The 18,499-nt window shown below is 76.4% G+C and carries 16 protein-coding genes; 6 read left to right on the plus strand and 10 right to left on the minus strand.

The features are described from left to right. Positions 1-96: 96 nt before the first annotated feature. The 3 genes from NRO40_RS06535 to NRO40_RS06545 form a co-directional block, all read right to left on the minus strand. Entirely contained in the window at positions 97-675 is a 579-nt protein-coding gene (locus NRO40_RS06535; RefSeq protein ID WP_058945506.1) for a TerD family protein, read from the minus strand. 179 nt (positions 676-854) lie between these two features. Beyond that, positions 855-3,011, minus strand: a complete 2,157-nt coding sequence (gene uvrB, locus NRO40_RS06540; protein ID WP_257375349.1) for an excinuclease ABC subunit UvrB — start codon at positions 3,009-3,011, stop codon at positions 855-857. Between the two features lie 162 nt (positions 3,012-3,173). Continuing rightward, a complete protein-coding gene (locus NRO40_RS06545) occupies positions 3,174-4,115 on the minus strand; it encodes an MHYT domain-containing protein (RefSeq protein ID WP_058945273.1) in 942 nt (313 codons plus the stop codon). 379 nt (positions 4,116-4,494) lie between these two features. Between NRO40_RS06545 and NRO40_RS06550 the strand changes: the two genes are divergently transcribed. After that, on the plus strand, positions 4,495-5,049 hold the full coding sequence (locus NRO40_RS06550; RefSeq protein ID WP_058945274.1) for a methylated-DNA--[protein]-cysteine S-methyltransferase: 555 nt from the start codon (positions 4,495-4,497) through the stop codon (positions 5,047-5,049). Positions 5,050-5,237: 188 nt separating this feature from the next. Here NRO40_RS06550 and NRO40_RS06555 read toward each other — a convergent pair whose 3' ends face one another. Continuing rightward, positions 5,238-6,026 carry a class I SAM-dependent methyltransferase gene (locus tag NRO40_RS06555; protein WP_058945275.1) on the minus strand — a complete coding sequence of 263 codons (789 nt, stop codon included), beginning with the start codon at positions 6,024-6,026 and terminating at the stop codon, positions 5,238-5,240. Between the two features lie 74 nt (positions 6,027-6,100). Between NRO40_RS06555 and NRO40_RS06560 the strand changes: the two genes are divergently transcribed. Together NRO40_RS06560 and NRO40_RS06565 are read left to right on the plus strand one after the other, a co-directional pair. Continuing rightward, on the plus strand, positions 6,101-7,024 hold the full coding sequence (locus NRO40_RS06560) for a pseudouridine-5'-phosphate glycosidase (RefSeq protein ID WP_058945276.1): 924 nt from the start codon (positions 6,101-6,103) through the stop codon (positions 7,022-7,024). A 74-nt stretch (positions 7,025-7,098) separates the two neighbouring features. Beyond that, on the plus strand, positions 7,099-8,016 hold the full coding sequence (locus NRO40_RS06565) for a carbohydrate kinase family protein (RefSeq protein ID WP_058945282.1): 918 nt from the start codon (positions 7,099-7,101) through the stop codon (positions 8,014-8,016). Between the two features lie 235 nt (positions 8,017-8,251). On the opposite strand, the gene NRO40_RS06570 is transcribed toward NRO40_RS06565, so the two are convergent. Continuing rightward, complete coding sequence (locus tag NRO40_RS06570) at positions 8,252-8,884, minus strand: nucleoside/nucleotide kinase family protein (RefSeq protein ID WP_058945277.1); 633 nt, start codon at positions 8,882-8,884, stop codon at positions 8,252-8,254. A 193-nt stretch (positions 8,885-9,077) separates the two neighbouring features. Further along, a complete protein-coding gene (locus NRO40_RS06575; RefSeq protein WP_058945278.1) occupies positions 9,078-9,764 on the minus strand; it encodes a winged helix-turn-helix transcriptional regulator in 687 nt (228 codons plus the stop codon). A gap of 66 nt (positions 9,765-9,830) precedes the next feature. On the opposite strand from NRO40_RS06575, the gene NRO40_RS06580 reads away from it, so the two are divergent. Both NRO40_RS06580 and NRO40_RS06585 read left to right on the plus strand, forming a co-directional pair. Then, positions 9,831-11,042: a pyridoxal phosphate-dependent aminotransferase gene (locus tag NRO40_RS06580; RefSeq protein ID WP_058945279.1), complete on the plus strand. Its 1,212-nt coding sequence runs from the start codon at positions 9,831-9,833 to the stop codon at positions 11,040-11,042. Positions 11,043-11,287: 245 nt separating this feature from the next. Further along, positions 11,288-11,947, plus strand: a complete 660-nt coding sequence (locus tag NRO40_RS06585; RefSeq protein WP_058945280.1) for a DUF2293 domain-containing protein — start codon at positions 11,288-11,290, stop codon at positions 11,945-11,947. A 33-nt stretch (positions 11,948-11,980) separates the two neighbouring features. Here the strand turns inward: NRO40_RS06585 and NRO40_RS30515 are convergent, their stop codons facing one another. The 4 genes from NRO40_RS30515 to NRO40_RS06610 form a co-directional block, all read right to left on the minus strand. Continuing rightward, positions 11,981-12,745: a chaplin gene (locus NRO40_RS30515; protein WP_058945281.1), complete on the minus strand. Its 765-nt coding sequence runs from the start codon at positions 12,743-12,745 to the stop codon at positions 11,981-11,983. 377 nt (positions 12,746-13,122) lie between these two features. After that, the gene (locus tag NRO40_RS06600; RefSeq protein WP_058945283.1) at positions 13,123-13,560 is read right to left on the minus strand and encodes a hypothetical protein; all 438 of its coding nucleotides are present in this window, start codon (positions 13,558-13,560) and stop codon (positions 13,123-13,125) included. A gap of 46 nt (positions 13,561-13,606) precedes the next feature. Next, positions 13,607-14,896, minus strand: a complete 1,290-nt coding sequence (locus NRO40_RS06605; protein WP_257375350.1) for an SWIM zinc finger family protein — start codon at positions 14,894-14,896, stop codon at positions 13,607-13,609. Continuing rightward, positions 14,893-17,928, minus strand: coding sequence for a DEAD/DEAH box helicase (locus NRO40_RS06610; RefSeq protein WP_058945229.1), 3,036 nt, complete (start codon positions 17,926-17,928; stop codon positions 14,893-14,895). The genes NRO40_RS06605 and NRO40_RS06610 overlap by 4 nt, the downstream gene beginning before the upstream one ends. Positions 17,929-18,068: 140 nt before the next feature. On the opposite strand from NRO40_RS06610, the gene NRO40_RS06615 reads away from it, so the two are divergent. After that, entirely contained in the window at positions 18,069-18,347 is a 279-nt protein-coding gene (locus NRO40_RS06615) for a DUF6343 family protein (RefSeq protein WP_058945237.1), read from the plus strand. Positions 18,348-18,499 lie beyond the last annotated feature (152 nt).

Here is an 18,499-nt window from a genome sequence, read left to right on the forward strand (position 1 = left end):
GTCCCCTCGGTGGTTGCGGATGCGTGGCAGCTCCCGGGGGGCTCGTGCCTCCGGGAGCTGCGGGTGGTGACGGATCCGCTCGCGGACCCGGGCGGACTACAGGCTCGGCAGGATCGCCGGCATCAGGTCCTGGAACGTCCGGCCGTTGGCCGGGGCGCCGATCGCCGTCATGCTCCAGGCGCCGCCCGTGCGGTGCACCTTCGCCATGATCTGCGCGGTGTACTGGCCGCCGCCGTCCAGGGTGTAGCGGGCCAGCTCCTGGCCGTTCGTCTCGTCGACCAGGCGACAGAAGGCGTTCTGCACCTCCTGGAACGTCTGGCCGGTGAAGGAGTTGACCGTGAAGACGATCTGGTCGATGTGGACCGGGACCCGCTGGAGGTCCACGAGGATCGCCTCGTCGTCGCCGCCCTGGCCCGCGCCGCCGACCAGGTTGTCCCCGGTGTGGCGGACCGAGCCGTCGTCGCTCACCAGGTGGCGGAAGAAGACGACGTCGACCGGCTGCTTGTCGGCGAAGAGCACCGCCGACGCGTCGAGGTCGATCTCGCGGGTGCGCGAGCCGAACAGACCGCGGCGCGGCGCCGCCTGCCATCCGAGCCCCATCCGCACCGCGGACAGGGTCCCCCCATCGCTCTTCTGCAGGCTGATGGCCTGGCCCTTGGTCAAGTTGACCGACACGCGCTGACCCCTCTCTGTAGCGTTCCCCGCGGCCGCCCTCGATGTGGGGTGCGGTTTCCCAGCACCCTATGCGGGGCCGCGACACCGCATCAGGCCGCTTCCCCCTTTTGTGTCGGTCTTGCAACACAGCGGGCGGCGGCATGCGCGGCCCGGCCGCCGCGCCCGCCGCGGGCGACCCGTCAGGCGATGCCCGCCTCCTTCATCTGCCGCAGCTCCTTCTTCAGCTCGCTCACCTCGTCGCGCAGCCGTGCCGCGACCTCGAACTGGAGGTCCGCGGCCGCGGCCCGCATCCGCTCGGTCATCTCCTCGATGATCCCGGCCAGTTCGGTGGCGGGGCGGTCGCTGGTCAGCGCGCCCTTCGGGGCCGCCGCCCGGCTCCTGCCGGCCTTGCCGCCGTCCTTGGCGGCGCGGGCGGCGTTCCCCAGCGAGGGGACGGGGGCCTTGGCGCCCTTGCCGTCCTTGGTCTGGCGGTAGCCGGTGCCGAGGAGCTGCTCGGTGTCGACCTCCTCGCGCGCGATGGTGGCGACGATGTCGTTGATCTTCTTGCGGAGCGGCTGCGGGTCGATGCCGTGGGCGGTGTTGTACGCGATCTGCTTCTCGCGGCGGCGGTTGGTCTCGTCGATGGCCTGCGCCATCGCCGGGGTGATCGTGTCGGCGTACATGTGGACCTGGCCGGAGACGTTGCGCGCCGCGCGTCCGATGGTCTGGATGAGGGAGGTTCCCGAGCGCAGGAAGCCCTGCTTGTCGGCGTCGAGGATGGCGACGAGGGAGACCTCCGGCAGGTCGAGGCCCTCACGGAGGAGGTTGATGCCGACCAGGACGTCGTACTCGCCGGCGCGCAGCTCGCGCAGCAGCTCGATGCGGCGCAGCGTGTCGACGTCGCTGTGGAGGTAGCGCACCTGGATGCCGAGCTCCAGGAAGTAGTCGGTGAGGTCCTCGGCCATCTTCTTGGTGAGCGTGGTGACGAGGACGCGCTCGTCCCGCTCGGTGCGCAGCCGGATCTCGTGGACCAGGTCGTCGATCTGGCCCTCGGTGGACTTGACGACGACCTCCGGGTCGACCAGTCCGGTGGGGCGGATGATCTGCTCGACGAAGCCGTCGGAGCGGGACAGCTCGTACGCTCCCGGCGTCGCCGACAGGTACACCGTCTGTCCGATGCGCTCCTGGAACTCCTCCCACTTCAGCGGGCGGTTGTCGAGCGCGGACGGCAGGCGGAAGCCGTGGTCGACGAGGGTGCGCTTGCGGGAGGCGTCGCCCTCGTACATGGCGCCGATCTGCGGCACGGTGACGTGCGACTCGTCGATGACCAGCAGGAAGTCCTCGGGGAAGTAGTCGAGGAGGGTGTTGGGCGGCGAGCCCGGTTCGCGCTGGTCGAAGTGCATCGAGTAGTTCTCGATGCCGGAGCAGGAGCCGATCTGCCGCATCATCTCGATGTCGTACGTGGTGCGCATGCGCAGCCGCTGGGCCTCGAGCAGCTTGCCCTGCTTGTCCAGCTCGGCGAGGCGCTGCTCCAGCTCGCGCTCGATGCCGTTGACCGCGCGCTCCATGCGCTCCGGGCCGGCCACGTAGTGGCTGGCGGGGAAGACGTACAGGTGCTCGTCGTCGCTGATGACCTCGCCGGTGAGCGGGTGGAGCGTGGAGAGGGCCTCGATCTCGTCGCCGAACATCTCGATGCGCACGGCGAGCTCTTCGTAGACCGGGAAGATCTCGATCGTGTCGCCGCGCACCCGGAAGGTGCCGCGCGTGAAGGCGAGGTCGTTGCGCGTGTACTGGATGTCGACGAAGCGGCGCAGCAGCTGGTCGCGGTCGATCTCGTCGCCGACGCGGAGGGAGACCATCCGGTCGACGTACTCCTGCGGCGTGCCGAGGCCGTAGATGCACGAGACGGAGGCGACCACGATGACGTCCCGGCGGGTGAGCAGGGAGTTCGTCGCCGAGTGGCGCAGGCGCTCCACCTCCTCGTTGATCGAGGAGTCCTTCTCGATGTACGTGTCCGACTGCGGGACGTACGCCTCGGGCTGGTAGTAGTCGTAGTACGAGACGAAGTACTCGACGGCGTTGTTCGGCAGCAGCTCGCGGAACTCGTTGGCCAGCTGGGCGGCGAGGGTCTTGTTCGGCGCCATGACGAGCGTGGGCCGCTGGAGCCGCTCGATCATCCAGGCCGTGGTCGCCGACTTGCCGGTGCCGGTCGCACCGAGCAGGACGACGTCCTTCTCGCCGGCGCGGACACGCCGCTCGAGGTCGGCGATGGCCGTGGGCTGGTCGCCGCTGGGCTGGTACGGGCTGACGACCTCGAAGGGCGCCACCGAGCGTTCGATCTTGGATACGGGCCGCATGACACCACCGTACGACCCGGCACTGACAGCCGGGCGGTGATCACGCCGCCGCCCCGGTCCCCGCCCCGTCCGCCGTTCCGGTCCCCGCCCCGTCCGCCGTTCCGTCCGCCGTCCGGTCCGGCGCGGGATCCGGGGTCGCGCCCGGCCCGGGGCCCGGGGCCGTCAGCGGCCGTCGTCGCGGTGGCGGGGCGCCGGGATGCCGGGGAGGTGGGCGCGCGGGTCGGCGGGCGCGCGGCGGTCCCGGTCGCCGCCGACGAGCGCGGGGTCGAAGAGCACGACGACCCCCGCGAGCAGCAGGAAGACGGCCGGTCCGGCGAGCATGGGCACCAGGAGCGCTCCGGCCGGGCCGCTGCCGGCGGTGACGGCCGCGTCGAGCGCCCCGACGGCGTCCGCGGCCCCCGCGCCCACGGCGCCGACGGCCTCCGCGGCCCCGGTGGCCGCCCCGGTGGCCGTTCCCGTGGCGTCGTCGTGGCCGGCTGCCACGGAGGTGCCGCCGGTGTGCAGGTGGACGCTGACGGCGGCCATGCCGGTGTAGTGCATGCCGGTCACCGCGAGGCCCATGCCGAGGCTCGCGCCGACGCTCGCCCCGAAGCCGCGGACGTGGAGCGCGGCCCACAGGGCGCAGGTGGCGGCCACCACCGCGATGAGGACGGAGAGGGTCACGGTGGCGGTGTCGTACTCCAGCCGGCCCGGCAGGCGCATGCCGGCCATGCCGAGGTAGTGCATGGTGGCGATGCCGAGACCGGTGATGGTCCCGCCGGTGCCCAGGGCCATCGCGGTGCGGCCGGGCCGCTGCGCGACGATGACGATCCCGACGCCGACCATGAGGATGGCGACGACGAGGCTGGCGAAGGTGACGGGGCCGTCGTAGTCGACGGGCACCTCCTCGATGCGGAAGCCCGTCATCGCGATGAAGTGCATGGTCCAGATGCCCGTGCCGATCGCCGTCGCGCCGAGGGCCAGCCAGCCGGGACGGAAGGAGCCGGGGAAGCACAGTGCCCTGGTCGTGCAGCGCAGGCCCAGCGCGCCGCCGAGGCAGGCCATGAGGTAGGCGACCACGGGAGTGACGAGACCGTGGCTGAATCCGTCGACTGTGCCCTGCATACCCGTGTGCCCCTCACCCCTCGCGTTCCGCGCGGACCTGACCGTGGAGGGTAGTCGACCCGGGTGACGCCCGCTCGGCCGGGCGGACGGCGGACGGCTCGAAGGCCGGGCGGACCGGCGGCCTTTCGGGCGGGCCGGTGGACGGTCGTCTTCCGGGGGACCGTCGCCCGGGGGACGGTGGCCGGTCGGGCCCCGTGGGGCGCGGGCGGGGGCCGCGGGCGTCGTACGGGCGGCGGGGCAGGGTGCGGCGGGGGGACGGGCAGGCGACGTACGAGCGGGGTCAGGGGGCTCGGACGGTGCTCGGGCGGGCCTCCGGCGGGCCGCGGAGGGGGGTGCGCGCACGGGCCGGGCTGTCGGTGGCGGCGTATAGCGTGGCGGCATGGACAGTCGCGTGCGGGACGGGGGGCGGACCGTCGAGTGGGCCGTCGTCGGCAGCGGCATAGGCCCGCTGCTCCTGGCGGCCACGGCCGAGGGCCTGGTCACGGTGGGCTTCCACGCGGGAGCCGAGGTGCGGCGGACGCTGCCGGCCCGGCTGGCGGAGCGGCTCGGTGCGGAGCCGGTGGAGACGGCGGCGGGGCGGCTGGCCGAGCCGGTGCGGGCGTTGGACGCCTATTTCGCGGGCCGCCTGCGGGAGTTCCGGCTGCCGCTGGACTGGTCGCTGACCGGTGGGTTCCACCGGCAGGTCCTCCGCGAGCTGGCGTCGGGGGTGCCGTACGGGACGCTCGTCGGGTACGGGGAGCTGGCCGCCCGCGTGGGGCAGCCGGGGGCCGCGCAGGCCGTGGGCGCGGCCATGGGCGCCAATCCGCTGCCGGTCGTCGTGCCCTGCCACCGCGTGGTGGAGGCGGGCGGGGGGCTCGGCGGCTTCGGCGGCGGTCTGGAGACCAAGCGCCGGCTGCTGGTGCTGGAAGGGGTGCTTCCGGAGCCGTTGTTCTGACACCGGCCCCGCTCGGGGCGGCGCGGTTCTGACACCGGCCCCGCGCGGGGCGGCGCGCCGGACGGTGACGGCGGCGCGACGGGACGGGTCGGGGTGGCGGCGCGACGGGGCGGACCGGGGCGGCGGCGCGACGGGGCGGACCGGGGCGCGGACCGGGGCGGCGGAAAGTGCCCGGTCGGCGCGGCGGTTCAGCGGCGGGCGGTCATCATCGGCTGGAAGAAGCCGGTGTGCTCCGGGTCGTGCCAGCCGATCTCGTGCAGCCCCGCCTCCGCGGCCAGCCCGCCGAGCTGTGCCCGGGTGAGCGCCCAGTAGGTGGCCCGGCGCACGGCGGTCGTCCAGCGGTCCACGGCCCCGGGGTCCTCGCCGGTGTCCGGGCGCAGCTGGAACAGCTCCAGGTCGTACCGCTCCCCGTCGTCGTGCCAGTGCCACAGCTGGAAGCTCACCGTCCGCCCGCCCGGACCCGTCGTCACGGAGGGCGGGGTGGCGAGGGGGCGCTCGCGGCGCAGTTCGTCGTAGGGGCGGGTGGTGACGAGCAGCAGCCCGCCCGGGCGCAGGACGCGGCGCATCTCCGCCAGCGCCGTCCGCACGTCGTCGCCGGTCAGCAGGTGCGGCAGGGAGTTGTCGGCGCACAGGACCACGTCGAAGGCGCCGTCACGCAGCGGCAGGGCGCGCATGTCGGCGGCGGCGGTGGTGAGCGCCAGCCCCCGCGCGGCGGCCTCCCGGGCGGCGCGGGCGGCGGCGACGGGGCTGAGGTCGGTGCCGGTGACCCGGTGGCCGCGGGCGGCGAGCCCCAGCGCCTGGGTGCCGATGCCGCAGGCGCAGTCCAGCACGTCGTACGCGCCCGGCCCGAGCACGCGCGCGACGCGGTCGTCCAGGGCCGTCCCCTGCCGGGCGACGCTCGCCTCCCAGTCCGCGTACAGCAGGTCGTAGTGGTCCGCCAGGTCGTCGTAGAAGTACCGGGCCGTCGGTGTGCGCATGGGGGCAGCGTACGAGGCGGGGCCCGGCGCGGCGCGAGGTTTGGGGCCGGCCGCGGCGCGCCAGGGATGGGGGCATGTCGAAGACCGCAGTGGTGGTGTCGGAAGAGGTGGGGGAGGCGCTCGCCGCCGGCCGTCCGGTGGTGGCCCTGGAGTCGACGATCATCGCGCACGGGCTGCCACGCCCGCGCAACCTGGACGTCGCCGTGGAGCTGGAGGGACTCGTCCGGGCCGGGGGCGCGGTACCGGCGACGATCGCCGTGCTGGACGGCGTGCCCCGCGTCGGGTTGGACGCGGCGGAGCTGGAGCGCGTGGCGGCGGACCCGGCCGTGCGCAAGCTCGGCCACCGCGACCTGGCGCCGGCGGTGGCGGTCGGCGCGAGCGGGGCGACGACGGTGTCGGCGACGGCGTTCCTGGCGGCGCGGGCGGGCGTCCGGGTGTTCGCGACGGGCGGGTTGGGCGGGGTGCACCGGGAGTGGGCCGAGACCCAGGACGAGTCGGCGGACCTGCGGCTGCTCGCCGGGACGCGGGTGACGGTGGTGTGCGCGGGCGTGAAGTCGATCCTCGACGTGCCGGCCACGCTGCAGCGGCTGGAGACGCTGGGCGTCGGGGTGGTCGGGTACGGGACGGATCGTTTCCCCGGCTTCTACCTGTCGTCGTCGGGCGAGCCGGTCGACTGGACGGTGCACGCGCCGCAGGAGGTGGCGGCGGTGATGCGCGCGCAGGACGCGCTGGGCGGGCCGGGTGCGGCGTTGGTCGTCGCCAACCCGGTCGGCGCCGCCGAGCAGTTGGACCCGGCCCTGCACGACCGGGTGCTGGCGGCGGGCCTGGCGGAGTGCCGGGAGCGGGGCGTCACGGGGCAGGCGGTGACCCCGTTCCTCCTGGAGTACCTGATGCGGCACACGGACGGGGCGTCGCTGGAGGCGAACCTGGCGGCGGTGCGCGGCAACGTACGACTGGCCGCGCGGATCGCGGCGTCCTGGTCCGCGGGGACGCGGTGAGCGTCGGCCCGAGGGCCGGGGACGGGCACGCGGACGCGGTCGCGGCGGGCGGGGGCGCGGGTGGGGCGGGCGGCCTGCTCGTCGTGGGCGACGTGGTCATCGACGTGGTGGCCCGGTACGACGAGCCGCTCTCCCCGGGCACCGACACGGCGGCGCGGATCCGGATCCTGCCGGGCGGCGCGGGCGCGAACGTGGCGTGCTGGGCGGCGCGTACGGGCCGGGACGACGTGCGCCTCCTGGCGCGGGTGGGCGCCGGTGAGGCGTCCTGGCACGAGGCCGCGTTGCGCCGCGCGGGGGTGCGGCCGCTGCTGGTCCGGGACGACGGGGCGCCGACGGCGACGGTGGTGGCGCTGGTCGACGGGCGGGCCGGGGCGGAGCGCACGTTCCTGACCGACAGCGGCGCGGTGGTGCGGCTCTCGCCCGCCGACTGGTCCCCGCGACTGCTGGACGGGGTGGCCCACCTGCACCTGTCGGGGTACCTGTTCTTCGCGCCGACGAGCCGCCGGACCGCGCGGCTGGCCATGGCGGCGGCCCGGGAGCGGGAGGTTCCGGTGAGCGTGGACCCGGCGTCGGCGGGGTTCGTGTCGCGGCTGGGCGCGGACCGCTTCCTGACGGCCGTGGCGGGCGCGGACGTCCTCTTCCCGAACGCCGACGAGGCGGTCCTGCTGGCCGGCCTGTCGGGCCCGGAGGAGGCGGCCGCCGCCCTCAGCCGCCGGCACGGCCTGGTCGTGGCCACCCTGGGCGCCGCGGGCGCGGTGGTCGCCCGGGCGGGCGGGGTGGTGGCGCGCGTATCGGCGCCCGGCGTCCGCCCGGTGGACACGACGGGCGCGGGGGACGCCTTCACGGGCGGGTTCCTCGCGGCCCGCCTGGCGGGCGCGTCCGCGGCGGAGGCGGCGGAGGCGGGCTGCCGCGCCGGCGGGGCGGCGGTGACGGCGGTAGGCGGCCGTCCGGCGCCACCGGGGCCCGTAACCGTACCGGTTCCGCGGCCGTGAGTGAGCACGCCGCGGCCGCGGCGGAGGCCGGAGTGCCCATGGGGCGGGCCCGGATGCCGCGGCCCGGGAGGCAGGCGGCGGCCCCCGGGCCGAGGAGCGGGCCCCGGAGCCGGGAAGCAGGCCGGCGGGACGGCGGGACGGCGGGACGGCGGGACGGCGGGACGGCGGGGCAGCGGGGCAGCGGGCCGGCGGGGCGGCGGGGCGGCGGGGCGGCCGAAGGCTGCGGCCCGGGGCGTCAGGGCAGGCCGGTCCAGGCGGGGTGGCGCGGGTCGTCGGCACGCACCACCACGTCGGCGGCGTCGACGGGGCCGACCTGCGTCTCGTACCGCTCGAAGGCGGGCAGCGTCCACGGCTCCGCCGTCCGGCGGGCGAGCGCCGCCCGGGACAGCCTGAGGTGCACGGTGAGGTCGAACGGGAACCAGTGCCCCAGCAGGAACGGGCCGTGCAGGAGCAGTACGCCGCCGGGGGCCAGCTGCCGGTACGCACTGCGGGTGGCGCGGTCGGTGGCGGGATCCCACAGGTCGGGCAGGACCCGGCCGTCGCCCCCGGGCTCCAGCGGGGCGAACACCTCGCGCCACAGGGCGCCGGTGTCGAACCACCCGCCGTAGTACGCGTCGGGGTCCTCCTTGCCGTACTCGTACCGCAGTGACGCCGGGCGCAGGAAGCCGGACGTGGCGACGCCGAGCACGTCCCGCCCGAGGAGCCGCAGCTCCGCGGCGACGGCGTCGGCGAGTTCGCCGGGCCGGGCGGCGGGCGCGCCGTCGACGGCGACCTTCAGCCAGGGGCCGCCGTCGGCCGGGCGCAGGCCGTCCAGGTGTTCGGCGAGCGCGTCGGTGAGCCGTTCCCAGGTGATCGGTTCGAGTCGCACGCCCCCCATCCTGCCAAGGCGGCGGCCGCGCGGGCGCGTACCGGCACCGCCCCTGCCCCTGCCCCGGCCCCGGACGCCGTCCCGCACCCACGACCCCGGACTCGGCGCCCTGCCCCCGGGGCCCAGTCCCCGCACCCGCGGTCCACCCGCCGCCGTCGAGGGCCCGCCCCCGCTCGCCTCCGAGCCTGTGCCGTCAACCGCGGGCCGTCTCGCCCCGGAGCGCGGCGGCCAGCGGGCTCTCCCCCGCCACCTCGATCCGGCCGGCCTTCACGCCCTCCGCGACGGTCAGTTCGCCGCCGCCCACCGCGGCGCAGGTGGCGGCGTCCATGCGCAGCCGGGCGTCGGGCGCGTCGGCGGGGCCGTCCCCGTAGGCGACGGTCCCGTCGTCCCCGAGGCGGACGTGGAACACGCCCTCGTCGAGGCGTACGTCCGCGGTGCCCGGCTCGCCTGCCGCCTCCAGCGCGCCGAGGAGCGGGACGGCGAACCAGTGGGCGCGGACGGCGTCCGTGGGGCGGGGTGTGTCGAGGGCGGGGGCGCCCCAGCGCGCGAGGGCGCGCAGGACGGGCAGCAGGTCGTGACCGCGGTCGGTGAGGTCGTAGACGTACGCCGGTGAGGGGGGCGGCAGCCGGCGGCGGGTGACGAGGCCGTCGCGTTCCATGTCGCGGAGCCGCGAGGCCAGCATGTCGGTGCTGACGCCCGGCAGGTCGGCGTGCAGGTCGGTGTAGCGGCGGGGGCCGGCGAGGAGTTCGCGGACGATCAGCAGGGTCCAGCGGTCGCCGACCGCGTCGAGGGCGCGGGCGGCGGCGCAGTACTGGTCGTAGCTGCGGCGGCGGTCGGCGGAACGCGTGCTCGGGCGTGGCATGCGACGCAGTCTAGCCATCTTGTTGGACTTTCCAAGCTCTCACTTGGTAAAACCAAGCAACACCGTTTCCGGGGAGGTCGCCAGATGGAGTTCCGGCAGTCGAGCAAGTTGAGCGAGGTCTGCTACGAGATCCGGGGCCCGGTGATCGAACAGGCGAACGCACTGGAGGAGGCGGGCCACACCGTCCTGCGCCTGAACACCGGCAATCCCGCCCTCTTCGGGTTCGAGGCGCCCGAGGAGATCCTCCAGGACATGATCCGGATGCTGCCCCGCGCCCACGGCTACACCGACTCGCGCGGCATCCTGTCCGCCCGCCGCGCGGTGGCGCAGCGCTACCAGTCCATGGGCCTGACCGGCATCGGCGTCGACGACGTCTATCTCGGCAACGGCGTCTCCGAGCTGGTCTCCATGGCCGTCCAGGCCCTGGTGGAGGACGGCGACGAGGTCCTGATCCCGGCGCCCGACTTCCCGCTCTGGACGGCGGCGACCACGCTGGCCGGCGGTCGCCCGGTGCACTACGTCTGCGACGAGTCCGCCGACTGGTACCCGGACCTGGACGACATGGCCGCGAAGATCACCGACCGCACCAGGGCCGTCGTGATCATCAACCCGAACAACCCCACCGGCGCCGTCTACCCGCGCGAGGTGATCGAGGGCATCCTCGACCTGGCCCGCCGCCACCAGCTGATGGTCCTCGCCGACGAGATCTACGACCGGATCGTGTACGACGACGCGGTCCACCACCCGGCCGGGGCGCTCGCCCCCGACCTGGTCGTCCTCACCTTCGGCGGCCTGTCCAAGACGTACCGCGTGGCCGGTTTCCGCTCCGGTTGGCTGGTCGTCAGCGGGCCGAAGCAGCACGCGCGGGACTACCTGGAGGGGCTGACCATGCTCGCCTCCATGCGGCTGTGCCCCAACGCCCCCGCGCAATACGCCATCCAGGCCGCGCTCGGCGGCCGGCAGTCCATCGACGAGCTGACCGCGCCGGGCGGCAGGCTGCACGAGCAGCGGCTGCTCGCCTGGGAGAAGCTGAACGAGATCCCGGGGGTCTCCTGCGTCAAGCCGCGCGGCGCGCTCTACGCCTTCCCGCGCCTCGACCCCAAGGTGCACCCGATCCACGACGACGAGAAGTTCGTCCTGGACCTGCTGTTGCGGGAGAAGATCCAGGTCGTCCAGGGCACGGGCTTCAACTGGCCGCGCCCCGACCACTTCCGCATCCTGACGCTTCCGCACGCCGACGACCTGGACGCGGCGATCAGCCGGATCGGGCGCTTCCTCAGCGGCTACCGCCAGTAGGCCCACGCCGCCCGCCGCCCTCGCCGCACGACGCTCGCCGCCCCCGAACCGTCCACGGCGCCCGCCTCCCCGGCTCGCCCACCTCCCCCGGCCCGCCCCACGACGCACGCCTCCCGTCGCGGCCACCGGCCCGTTCACGACGCACGCCGGCCCGGGGCCCGCCCGGCGCCCGTCGTTTGGAGGCGGTCGCCCGGCGGGCACACCCCCACCGACGCGGGAGCGTTCGGCGGGGGTGGTGAGGTGCTGTGCCGCGTGATCCGATCGTGGTCGTCGAGCCGCGTCGGCCGCGCGCGCACTGCGCGGAGTGCCGCGAGGGCCCGCTGCGGCGGATGGTGTTGAGGTGTTCGGTGCCCCTCTGCCTGGACTGCGTGGGCCTGGGGCACCTGGTCTACCTGCCGCGGGGCGACGCGGCGCTCACCCGCAGGGCCCGGGAGGCCGGCGAGGTGTGGGCGGTGGTCGTCCGGCACGACAGGCGCCGTACGCGCTACGAGCGCCAGGGCATCCTCGTGGAGGAGGCGGCCCTGGCGCGGGCGGAGGCGGCCTGCCTGGCCGACGCCGGGGCGAGGGCCCGGCGCCGGGCCCGGGACGCGGTGCGCCGGGCGGCGTCGGACGTCCGTTTCACGGCCGCGGTCACCGCGGAGGTGCGGCGCCTGTTCCCCGGGTGCCCGGCCGACCGGGCCGCGGAGATCGCCGCGCACACGTCGGCCCGCGGCAGCGGCCGCGTGGGCCGCACGGCGGCGGGACGGGCCCTGGACGAGCGCGCCGTCACGGCGGCGGTCCGGGCGTCGGTGCGACACCGCGACACGGAGTACGACGCGCTGCTCGCGGCGGGGGTACCGCGCCGCCAGGCCCGCGTCCGGGTGGCACCGGCCGTCGAGGCGGTGCTGGCGTCCTGGCGGCGGTGACCCACGTCCCGCGTCGCCGGGCGGGGCGGGCGGTCAGGCGCGCCCGGCCGCCGGGCGGAAGCGACGGTAGAGCAGCGCCCCGGCGAGGAGCATGCCCGCGGCGGGCGCGGCCAGGCCGACGAGGTCGCCGGCGCCGGTGAGGGCGAGGGACGGGCCCTCCGCGGCGGGGGCCGGGGCGGGCGCGGCCGGGGCGGGCTCGTGCTCCGGCGCCGGCGGCACGACCGGCTTGTCGCCCTTCGGCGGGGTCGTGGGCTCCTGGGGCTTCGGCGGCGTGACGACCTGCGGCGGCTTGGCGCCGTTGTTGACGGAGGTGTTGCCGAACGTGGGGTTGAGGAGGCCGACGACGGTCACCGAGTTGCCCGAGACGTTGACCGGGAGGTCGACGGGGAGCTGGACGCCGTTGCCCGAGATCACACCGGGCGAGCCCACCATGGCGGCGTCGGCGTCCGCGCCGCCGCCGTTCCCCCCGCCCTGGGCGCCCGGGCCACCGCCGTGACCGGAACCGTGGCCGGAGCCGGGCCGGTCCTTGTGCGCCCCGTGGGACGAGCCCTTGGAGCCCTTGTTGACGCAGGTGTTCCCCGCCGCGGGGTTGAGGAGGCCGACCACGTTCACGGTGTTGCCGCAGACGTTGACCGGGACGTTCACCGGCAACTGCACCGCGTTGCCGGAGATCACCCCCGGGGAGTCGGCCGCGACGCCGGACGCGTCAGCGTCGGCGTGCGCCGCACCGACGGCCAGCGCGAGCGCGCCGCTCGTGGCCATCAGAGTGACCAGACCATTTCGGCGAGTGTGCCGCATGGCTTCCTGCCTTCCGAAGACGTTCGCGGGCACTCGCCCGCACCCCGGATAACGCGTCGACACCCGGACGGGTTATGTGGCGGGCCTCTTTCACCCCATCGAGCGACGATTGGCCGATCTGTCCCATGACCTCTGCGTTCGCCGCTCCTGCGGGCGAGGCCCGGCGGCCCGAGAGGGGGCGGGCCCGGTCAGGTGGCGCCCGGCCGAGTGGGCCCGGTGGGGTCGCCCGGCGGGGTGGGCCCGGTGGGGCGGGCCCAGTCGGATGGCCCGGCGGGGCGGGCCCGGTCGAGTGGCCCGGCGGGGCGGGCCCGGTCGGGTGGCCCGGCGGCTGGTCCCCTCGGGCCCGCCCGGGCGCGGAACGCCGAGCCGGGTGCGGGTCATCCGGGCTGCGTGCCGCCGCGGTCGCCCCGGTCGACGGTGCCCGCCTGGATCACCGTGCTGTAGTACGTGCCCCCGCTGATGTGGTTGTGCGTCTCGACGACCTGTCTGGTGGCGGGCTCACGGTCACCCAACTCGGCGAGGAGCGCGCGCAGTTCCTGCGCCGCCCGCGGGTCGTTGCGCAGGGCCCGGCGCATGCGGCCGCGCCACTCGGCGAGCGCCTCGGCGCGCGCGTCCGGGTCGCCGGAGGCCTCGGCGTCGACGAGGTCGGCGCGCGCCTCCTCCAACTCACCGTCGATCGCCGTCACGTCGCGGCCGGAACGGCGGGCGAGGAACGCGGCCACCCGGCCCCTGGTCTGCTCCCATGCCTCTCCGACCATCTGCTGGACGAGGGCGCTCGCCCCCGCCGCCGCCAGTGCCACCAACTCCGCTTCCACCACGGCCCCCTGCGGTCGATCGCCAGTAGTCGACGCAGCCTACCGGTCACGTGCCGAGGAGCTGGGCGAGAGCGCCGACCGGGTCGGAGTCCGGTGTGCCCCGCGGCCACCAGTCCTCCCGGCCCGCGTCGGACTCGTAGCCGTACCAGAGGCCGTCGCGGCCGTAGCGGAGCTGGAGCCCGGGGGTGGAGAGGCGGTTGCGCCAGGGCCGGAAGTGCGGGAAGTCGGCGGCGATCAGCGCGGGCCGGGCCCGGTCGAAGGGGCCGGCGGGCGGGTCCCACGGCTCCTCCAGCACGGCCAGCCCGGCCGGGCCGCCCTGCCGCCACGCTGCGACGGCCCGCGCCAGGTCGGCCGGGGTGCGGTCGAGGGCGGCGGCGAGGTCGCGGTACAGGGCGCGGGTGGAGGCGGTGAGGCCGGACCCGGGGTGGGCGGCGGCCAGCCGGACGGCGTCCTGCCAGGGGGTGAGGTCGGCGACGGGGTCGCGGCCGGTCGTCAGGTGCGCGTGGGCGCGGGCGGCCGCCTCGGTGGCGAGGAGCTCCAGGGCGAGCGGGTCGGGCGCGCCGGGGGCCTCCGGATAGGCGGGCGGGCGGCCGGGGCGGGCCGGGGGCGGCAGCGGTGGGGGCGGCGCCGGCGGCACGGCGCGCACCGCGGTGCGCGCCGGGACGGCCGGTACGGGCGGCGGGGGCGCCGCGGCGGACTCGGCGGCCGAGCGGGCGGCGCTGCGGTGGCCGAGCGCGGCGAGGATCTCCTGCTCGCCGCGGCCGCGCATGAGGAAGAGCGTGAAGGGGTCCTCGTCGAGGAGCCGGGCGGCCTGGTAGCAGAGGGCGGCGGCGTGCTTGCAGGGGTAGCCGTCGTCGGGGCAGGAGCAGTCGGGGATCAGGTCGCCGGCGTGCGGCAGGAGGTCGGTGCGGTCGGCGAGCGCGTGCGGGACGTCCTTGTCGAGGAGCGCGGCCATGTGGTCGGGGCGGGCCGCGGCGGCGTCCAGGAACGCCTCCCAGTCGTCGTCCCCGAGGACGCCCAGGCGGATCTGCGTGCGGTAGGGGCGGGCGCGGCTGCCGTGCACGTACGCGGTGACGCGGCCGGGGGTGACCGTGATCGCGTCGACGAGGCCGCGGCCGGCGTAGGCGCGGCCGCGGGCGAGCCGGGCGGGGTCGAGCGCGGTCGCCTCCAGGGCGGCGACCCAGGCGTTGCCCCACCAGGTGGCGGCGAACGCGCCGTCCTCGCCGCCGCCGCTGACGGACGGGAGCTGCGGGAAGGTGCGGCGCCGGTCGTCGTGGAGGGGCAGCGGGCCGCGGGCTCCGGCACGACCGCGGCGCGGGTCCACTTGGGGGGTCATGACGGCCTCCTCAGGGAGACGAGGTCGGCCAGTTCCCGGTCGGTCAGCTCCGTGAGGGCGGCCTCGCCGGAGCCGAGGACCGCGTCGGCGAGGGCGCGCTTGCCGGCGAGCAGCTCCGCGATCCGGTCCTCCACGGTCCCCTCGGCGATCAGCCGGTGGACCTGGACGGGCTGGGTCTGGCCGATGCGGTAGGCGCGGTCGGTGGCCTGCTCCTCGACGGCCGGGTTCCACCAGCGGTCGTAGTGGACGACGTGGCCGGCGCGGGTGAGGTTGAGGCCGGTGCCCGCGGCCTTCAGGGAGAGGACGAAGACCGGGACGTCGCCGGACTGGAACCGGTCGACCATCCGCTCGCGCTCGGCGACCGGGGTGCCGCCGTGCAGCAGCTGGGACGGGACGCCGCGGGCGGTCAGGTGGGCCGTCAGGAGGCGGGCCATGGCGACGTACTGGGTGAAGACGAGGACCGCGCCGTCCTCGGACAGGACGGTGTCCAGGAGCTCGTCGAGGAGGGCGAGCTTCCCGGAGCGGCCGGCGAGGCGCGACGGCTCCTCCTTCAGGTACTGCGCCGGGTGGTTGCAGATCTGCTTGAGGGAGGTGAGCAGCTTCATGATCAGGCCGCGTCGGGCCATGCCCTCGGCGCCGGTGACGGCGTCCATGGTCTCGCGGACGACCGCCTCGTAGAGCGAGGCCTGTTCGCGGGTGAGGGGAACGGGGTGGTCCGTCTCGGTCTTCGGCGGCAGCTCCGGCACGATGCCGGGGTCGGACTTGCGGCGGCGCAGCAGGAAGGGGCGCACGAGCCGGGCGAGCCGCTCCACCGCCTGCTCGTTCTCGATCTCCTCGCTGTTCTCCACGGCCCGGGCATGCCGGGCGCGGAACGTCTTGAGGGGGCCGAGGAGGCCGGGGGTCGTCCAGTCGAGCAGGGCCCACAGCTCGGAGAGGTTGTTCTCGACGGGGGTGCCGGTGAGCGCGACCCGGGCGGGCGCGGGGATGGTGCGCAGCGCCTTCGCGGTGGCGGAGAAGGGGTTCTTCACGTGCTGCGCCTCGTCGGCGACCACCATGCCCCACGGGTGGGCGGCGAGCCGGCCGGCGCTGGTGCGCATCGTGCCGTACGTGGTGAGGACGAAACCGCCCTCGGCGCCCTCCAGGGTGCGGCCGGCGCCGTGGTAGCGGCGCACGGGGACGCCGGGGGCGAAGCGGTGGATCTCGCGCTGCCAGTTGCCGAGCAGGGAGGCGGGGCAGACGACCAGGGTCGGCTCACGGCGGGCGCGGCGCAGGTGCAGGGCGATGAGCGTGATCGTCTTGCCGAGGCCCATGTCGTCGGCGAGGCAGCCGCCGAGGCCGAGCGAGGTCATCAGGTCCAGCCAGGCGAGGCCGCGCAGCTGGTAGTCGCGCAGGGTCGCGTCGAGACCGTCCGGCGGCGGGCCCGGGGCGGGTCCGGCGACGAGGCGGTCGCGCAGGTCGGCGAGGGCGCCGACGGGCACCGCCGGTACCGTCTCGCCGTCGACCTCGGCGGTGCCGGTGAGCGCCGCGGCGAGGGCGTCGACCGGCTCCAGCAGGCCGAGCTGCCGCTTGCGGGCCTTGCGGACGAGGGCGGGGTCGACGACGACCCAGCGGTCGCGCAGCCGTACGACGGGCCGGTGCGCCTCGGCGAGGGCGTCCATCTCGCGCTCGGTCAGGGCGTCCCCGTCAAGGGCGAGCTGCCAGTCGAAGCGGAGCAGTTCGGTGCTGTCGAAGAAGGCCGTGCCGTCCGTGGCGGAACCGGGGGCGGGGCGGACGACGGCGGAGGCGGTGAGGGAGCGGGCGAGCTCGCGCGGCCAGTGGACGGTGACGCCGGCGGCGTCGAGACGGGGCGCGGCGGGGCCGAGCAGCTCGTGGAGCTCCTCCTCGGACAGGGCGAGGACGTCGGGGACCGGGCGCTCCAGGAGACGGGCGAGCGGCGGCCAGACCCGGGCGGCGCGGCGCAGCGCCAGGACGGCGTCGACGCGGGCGCGCGGGCCGAGGTGCTCGTCCCCGCCGGGGGCCCAGAGGGACGCCGCGTCGACCACGAGGGCCGGGTCGGCGAGGCTGTGCACCTGGACGACGGCCGCGGCGGCCCGCCGCTCGCCGCCCGCGCCGTCGCCGGCGCGGGGGCCCCTGCCGCCGTCCCAGCCGTCCCGGCCGTCCTCACCGTCGCCGCCGTCACCGAACCCACCGCCGTCCCCGTCGTCCGGCGTGCGGTCGAAGAGGTCGTACGAGGAGAGGTCCAGGCGCAGCGAGACGCGGACGCCCGCGTCCATGCCGGCGGCGGCCTCGGCGGCCCAGGCGCGCGCCCCGGGCAGCCGCTGCGGCTCCCGGGCGGCGAACGGCGCGCCCGCGGCGTGCGCGGCGGCGGGTGTGCGCGGGAGGGTGTCGGCGACGGCGTCGAGGAAGGCCCGGACGAGCGTCTCGGGCTCGGGCAGATGGAGCGGACGGCGGCCGGGCAGGGGGACGGCGTGTCCCTCGTACGGCAGGGCGGCGGCGACCGCGCGCAGATGGGCGATGTCGTCGGCGTCCAGCGGCCCGGCCCGCCAGGCGTCGAGGTCGTCGGCGGTGAGGCCGGGCAGAAGGCGGCCCCGGGCGACGAGGTGCAGGCCGTGGAGGGCGGCGGCGCCCCAGCAGGCCGTCGCCGGGTGGGCGTGCGGGTCGTGGCGGGCGGCGGCGAGCAGGGGCAGGGCGTCCGCGACGGGGAGCAGCAGGGCCGGCACGTCGTGGCTGCGGACGCCGTCGCCCCGGGGTCGTACGACCGTCAGCGTGCCGGCCTCCGCGGCCGGTGCGGGTCCCGGACCCGGTACGCGGGCGGGCGCGGGTACCGGTACGGGGCCGGGGCGGCCGGGCAGGGCCGGTACCGGGCCGCCGGGCAGCGCCGGTGCGGGGCCGCCGGGGACGTCCTCGGGGAGGGGGCGGCCGTCGGGGGCCCAGAAGGCGACGCGCCCCTCGCGGGGCAGGGCCGCGGGGAGGAACACGGCGGCGAGGCCGCGCACCGCGTGCGCGGGCGGCGAGGCGGTCGTGTCCCGCATGCTCCCTCACCTCCCCTGCCGGTCGCCGGGCCACGGTCGTGTTCCCTGCTCACCGACCTTACGGTGGGGGTCTGACAACGGGGCCGGCGGTGGGTCGGGAGCCCCCGGACGGGTACCCGCGGGGGCGGAGGGTGATGACCATGCGCAGTGGAAACGAACCCGTCACCGCGCGCAGCCCCCTGCGGCTGCGGCTGTGGCTCGGGGTGTGGGGCCTGCTGTGGGCGCTGGGCGGCACGGTGGCGTTCGCGGTGCTGGGGCGGACGGGGTGGGCGGTCGCCTGCGGGGTCCTGGCGCTCGTGGTCGTGACCGACCTGGTGCTGGTCGTGCGCCATCTGCGGCAGGGCGCGCGCTACCAGCCGGGCCCGAGCGTCCCCCCGTACGAGCCGTACCGGCCGGAGCAGCGCCCGCCGGGGACCTGACCGGGCCCCGGGCGACGGCGGATCGCCGCGCGCCCAGTGCTCGCGGCGGCCGGCGGCGGGCGGGGCCCGGCCTGGCGCACGGCCGCCCGGCGGGCGGGGCGCGGCCGCCGTGCGGGCGTTTGCCGTACGGCCGCCGTGCGGGCGTTCGGTGA

Origin of the sequence: Streptomyces changanensis (assembly GCF_024600715.1) — a bacterium.
GTDB lineage: Bacteria > Actinomycetota > Actinomycetes > Streptomycetales > Streptomycetaceae > Streptomyces > Streptomyces changanensis.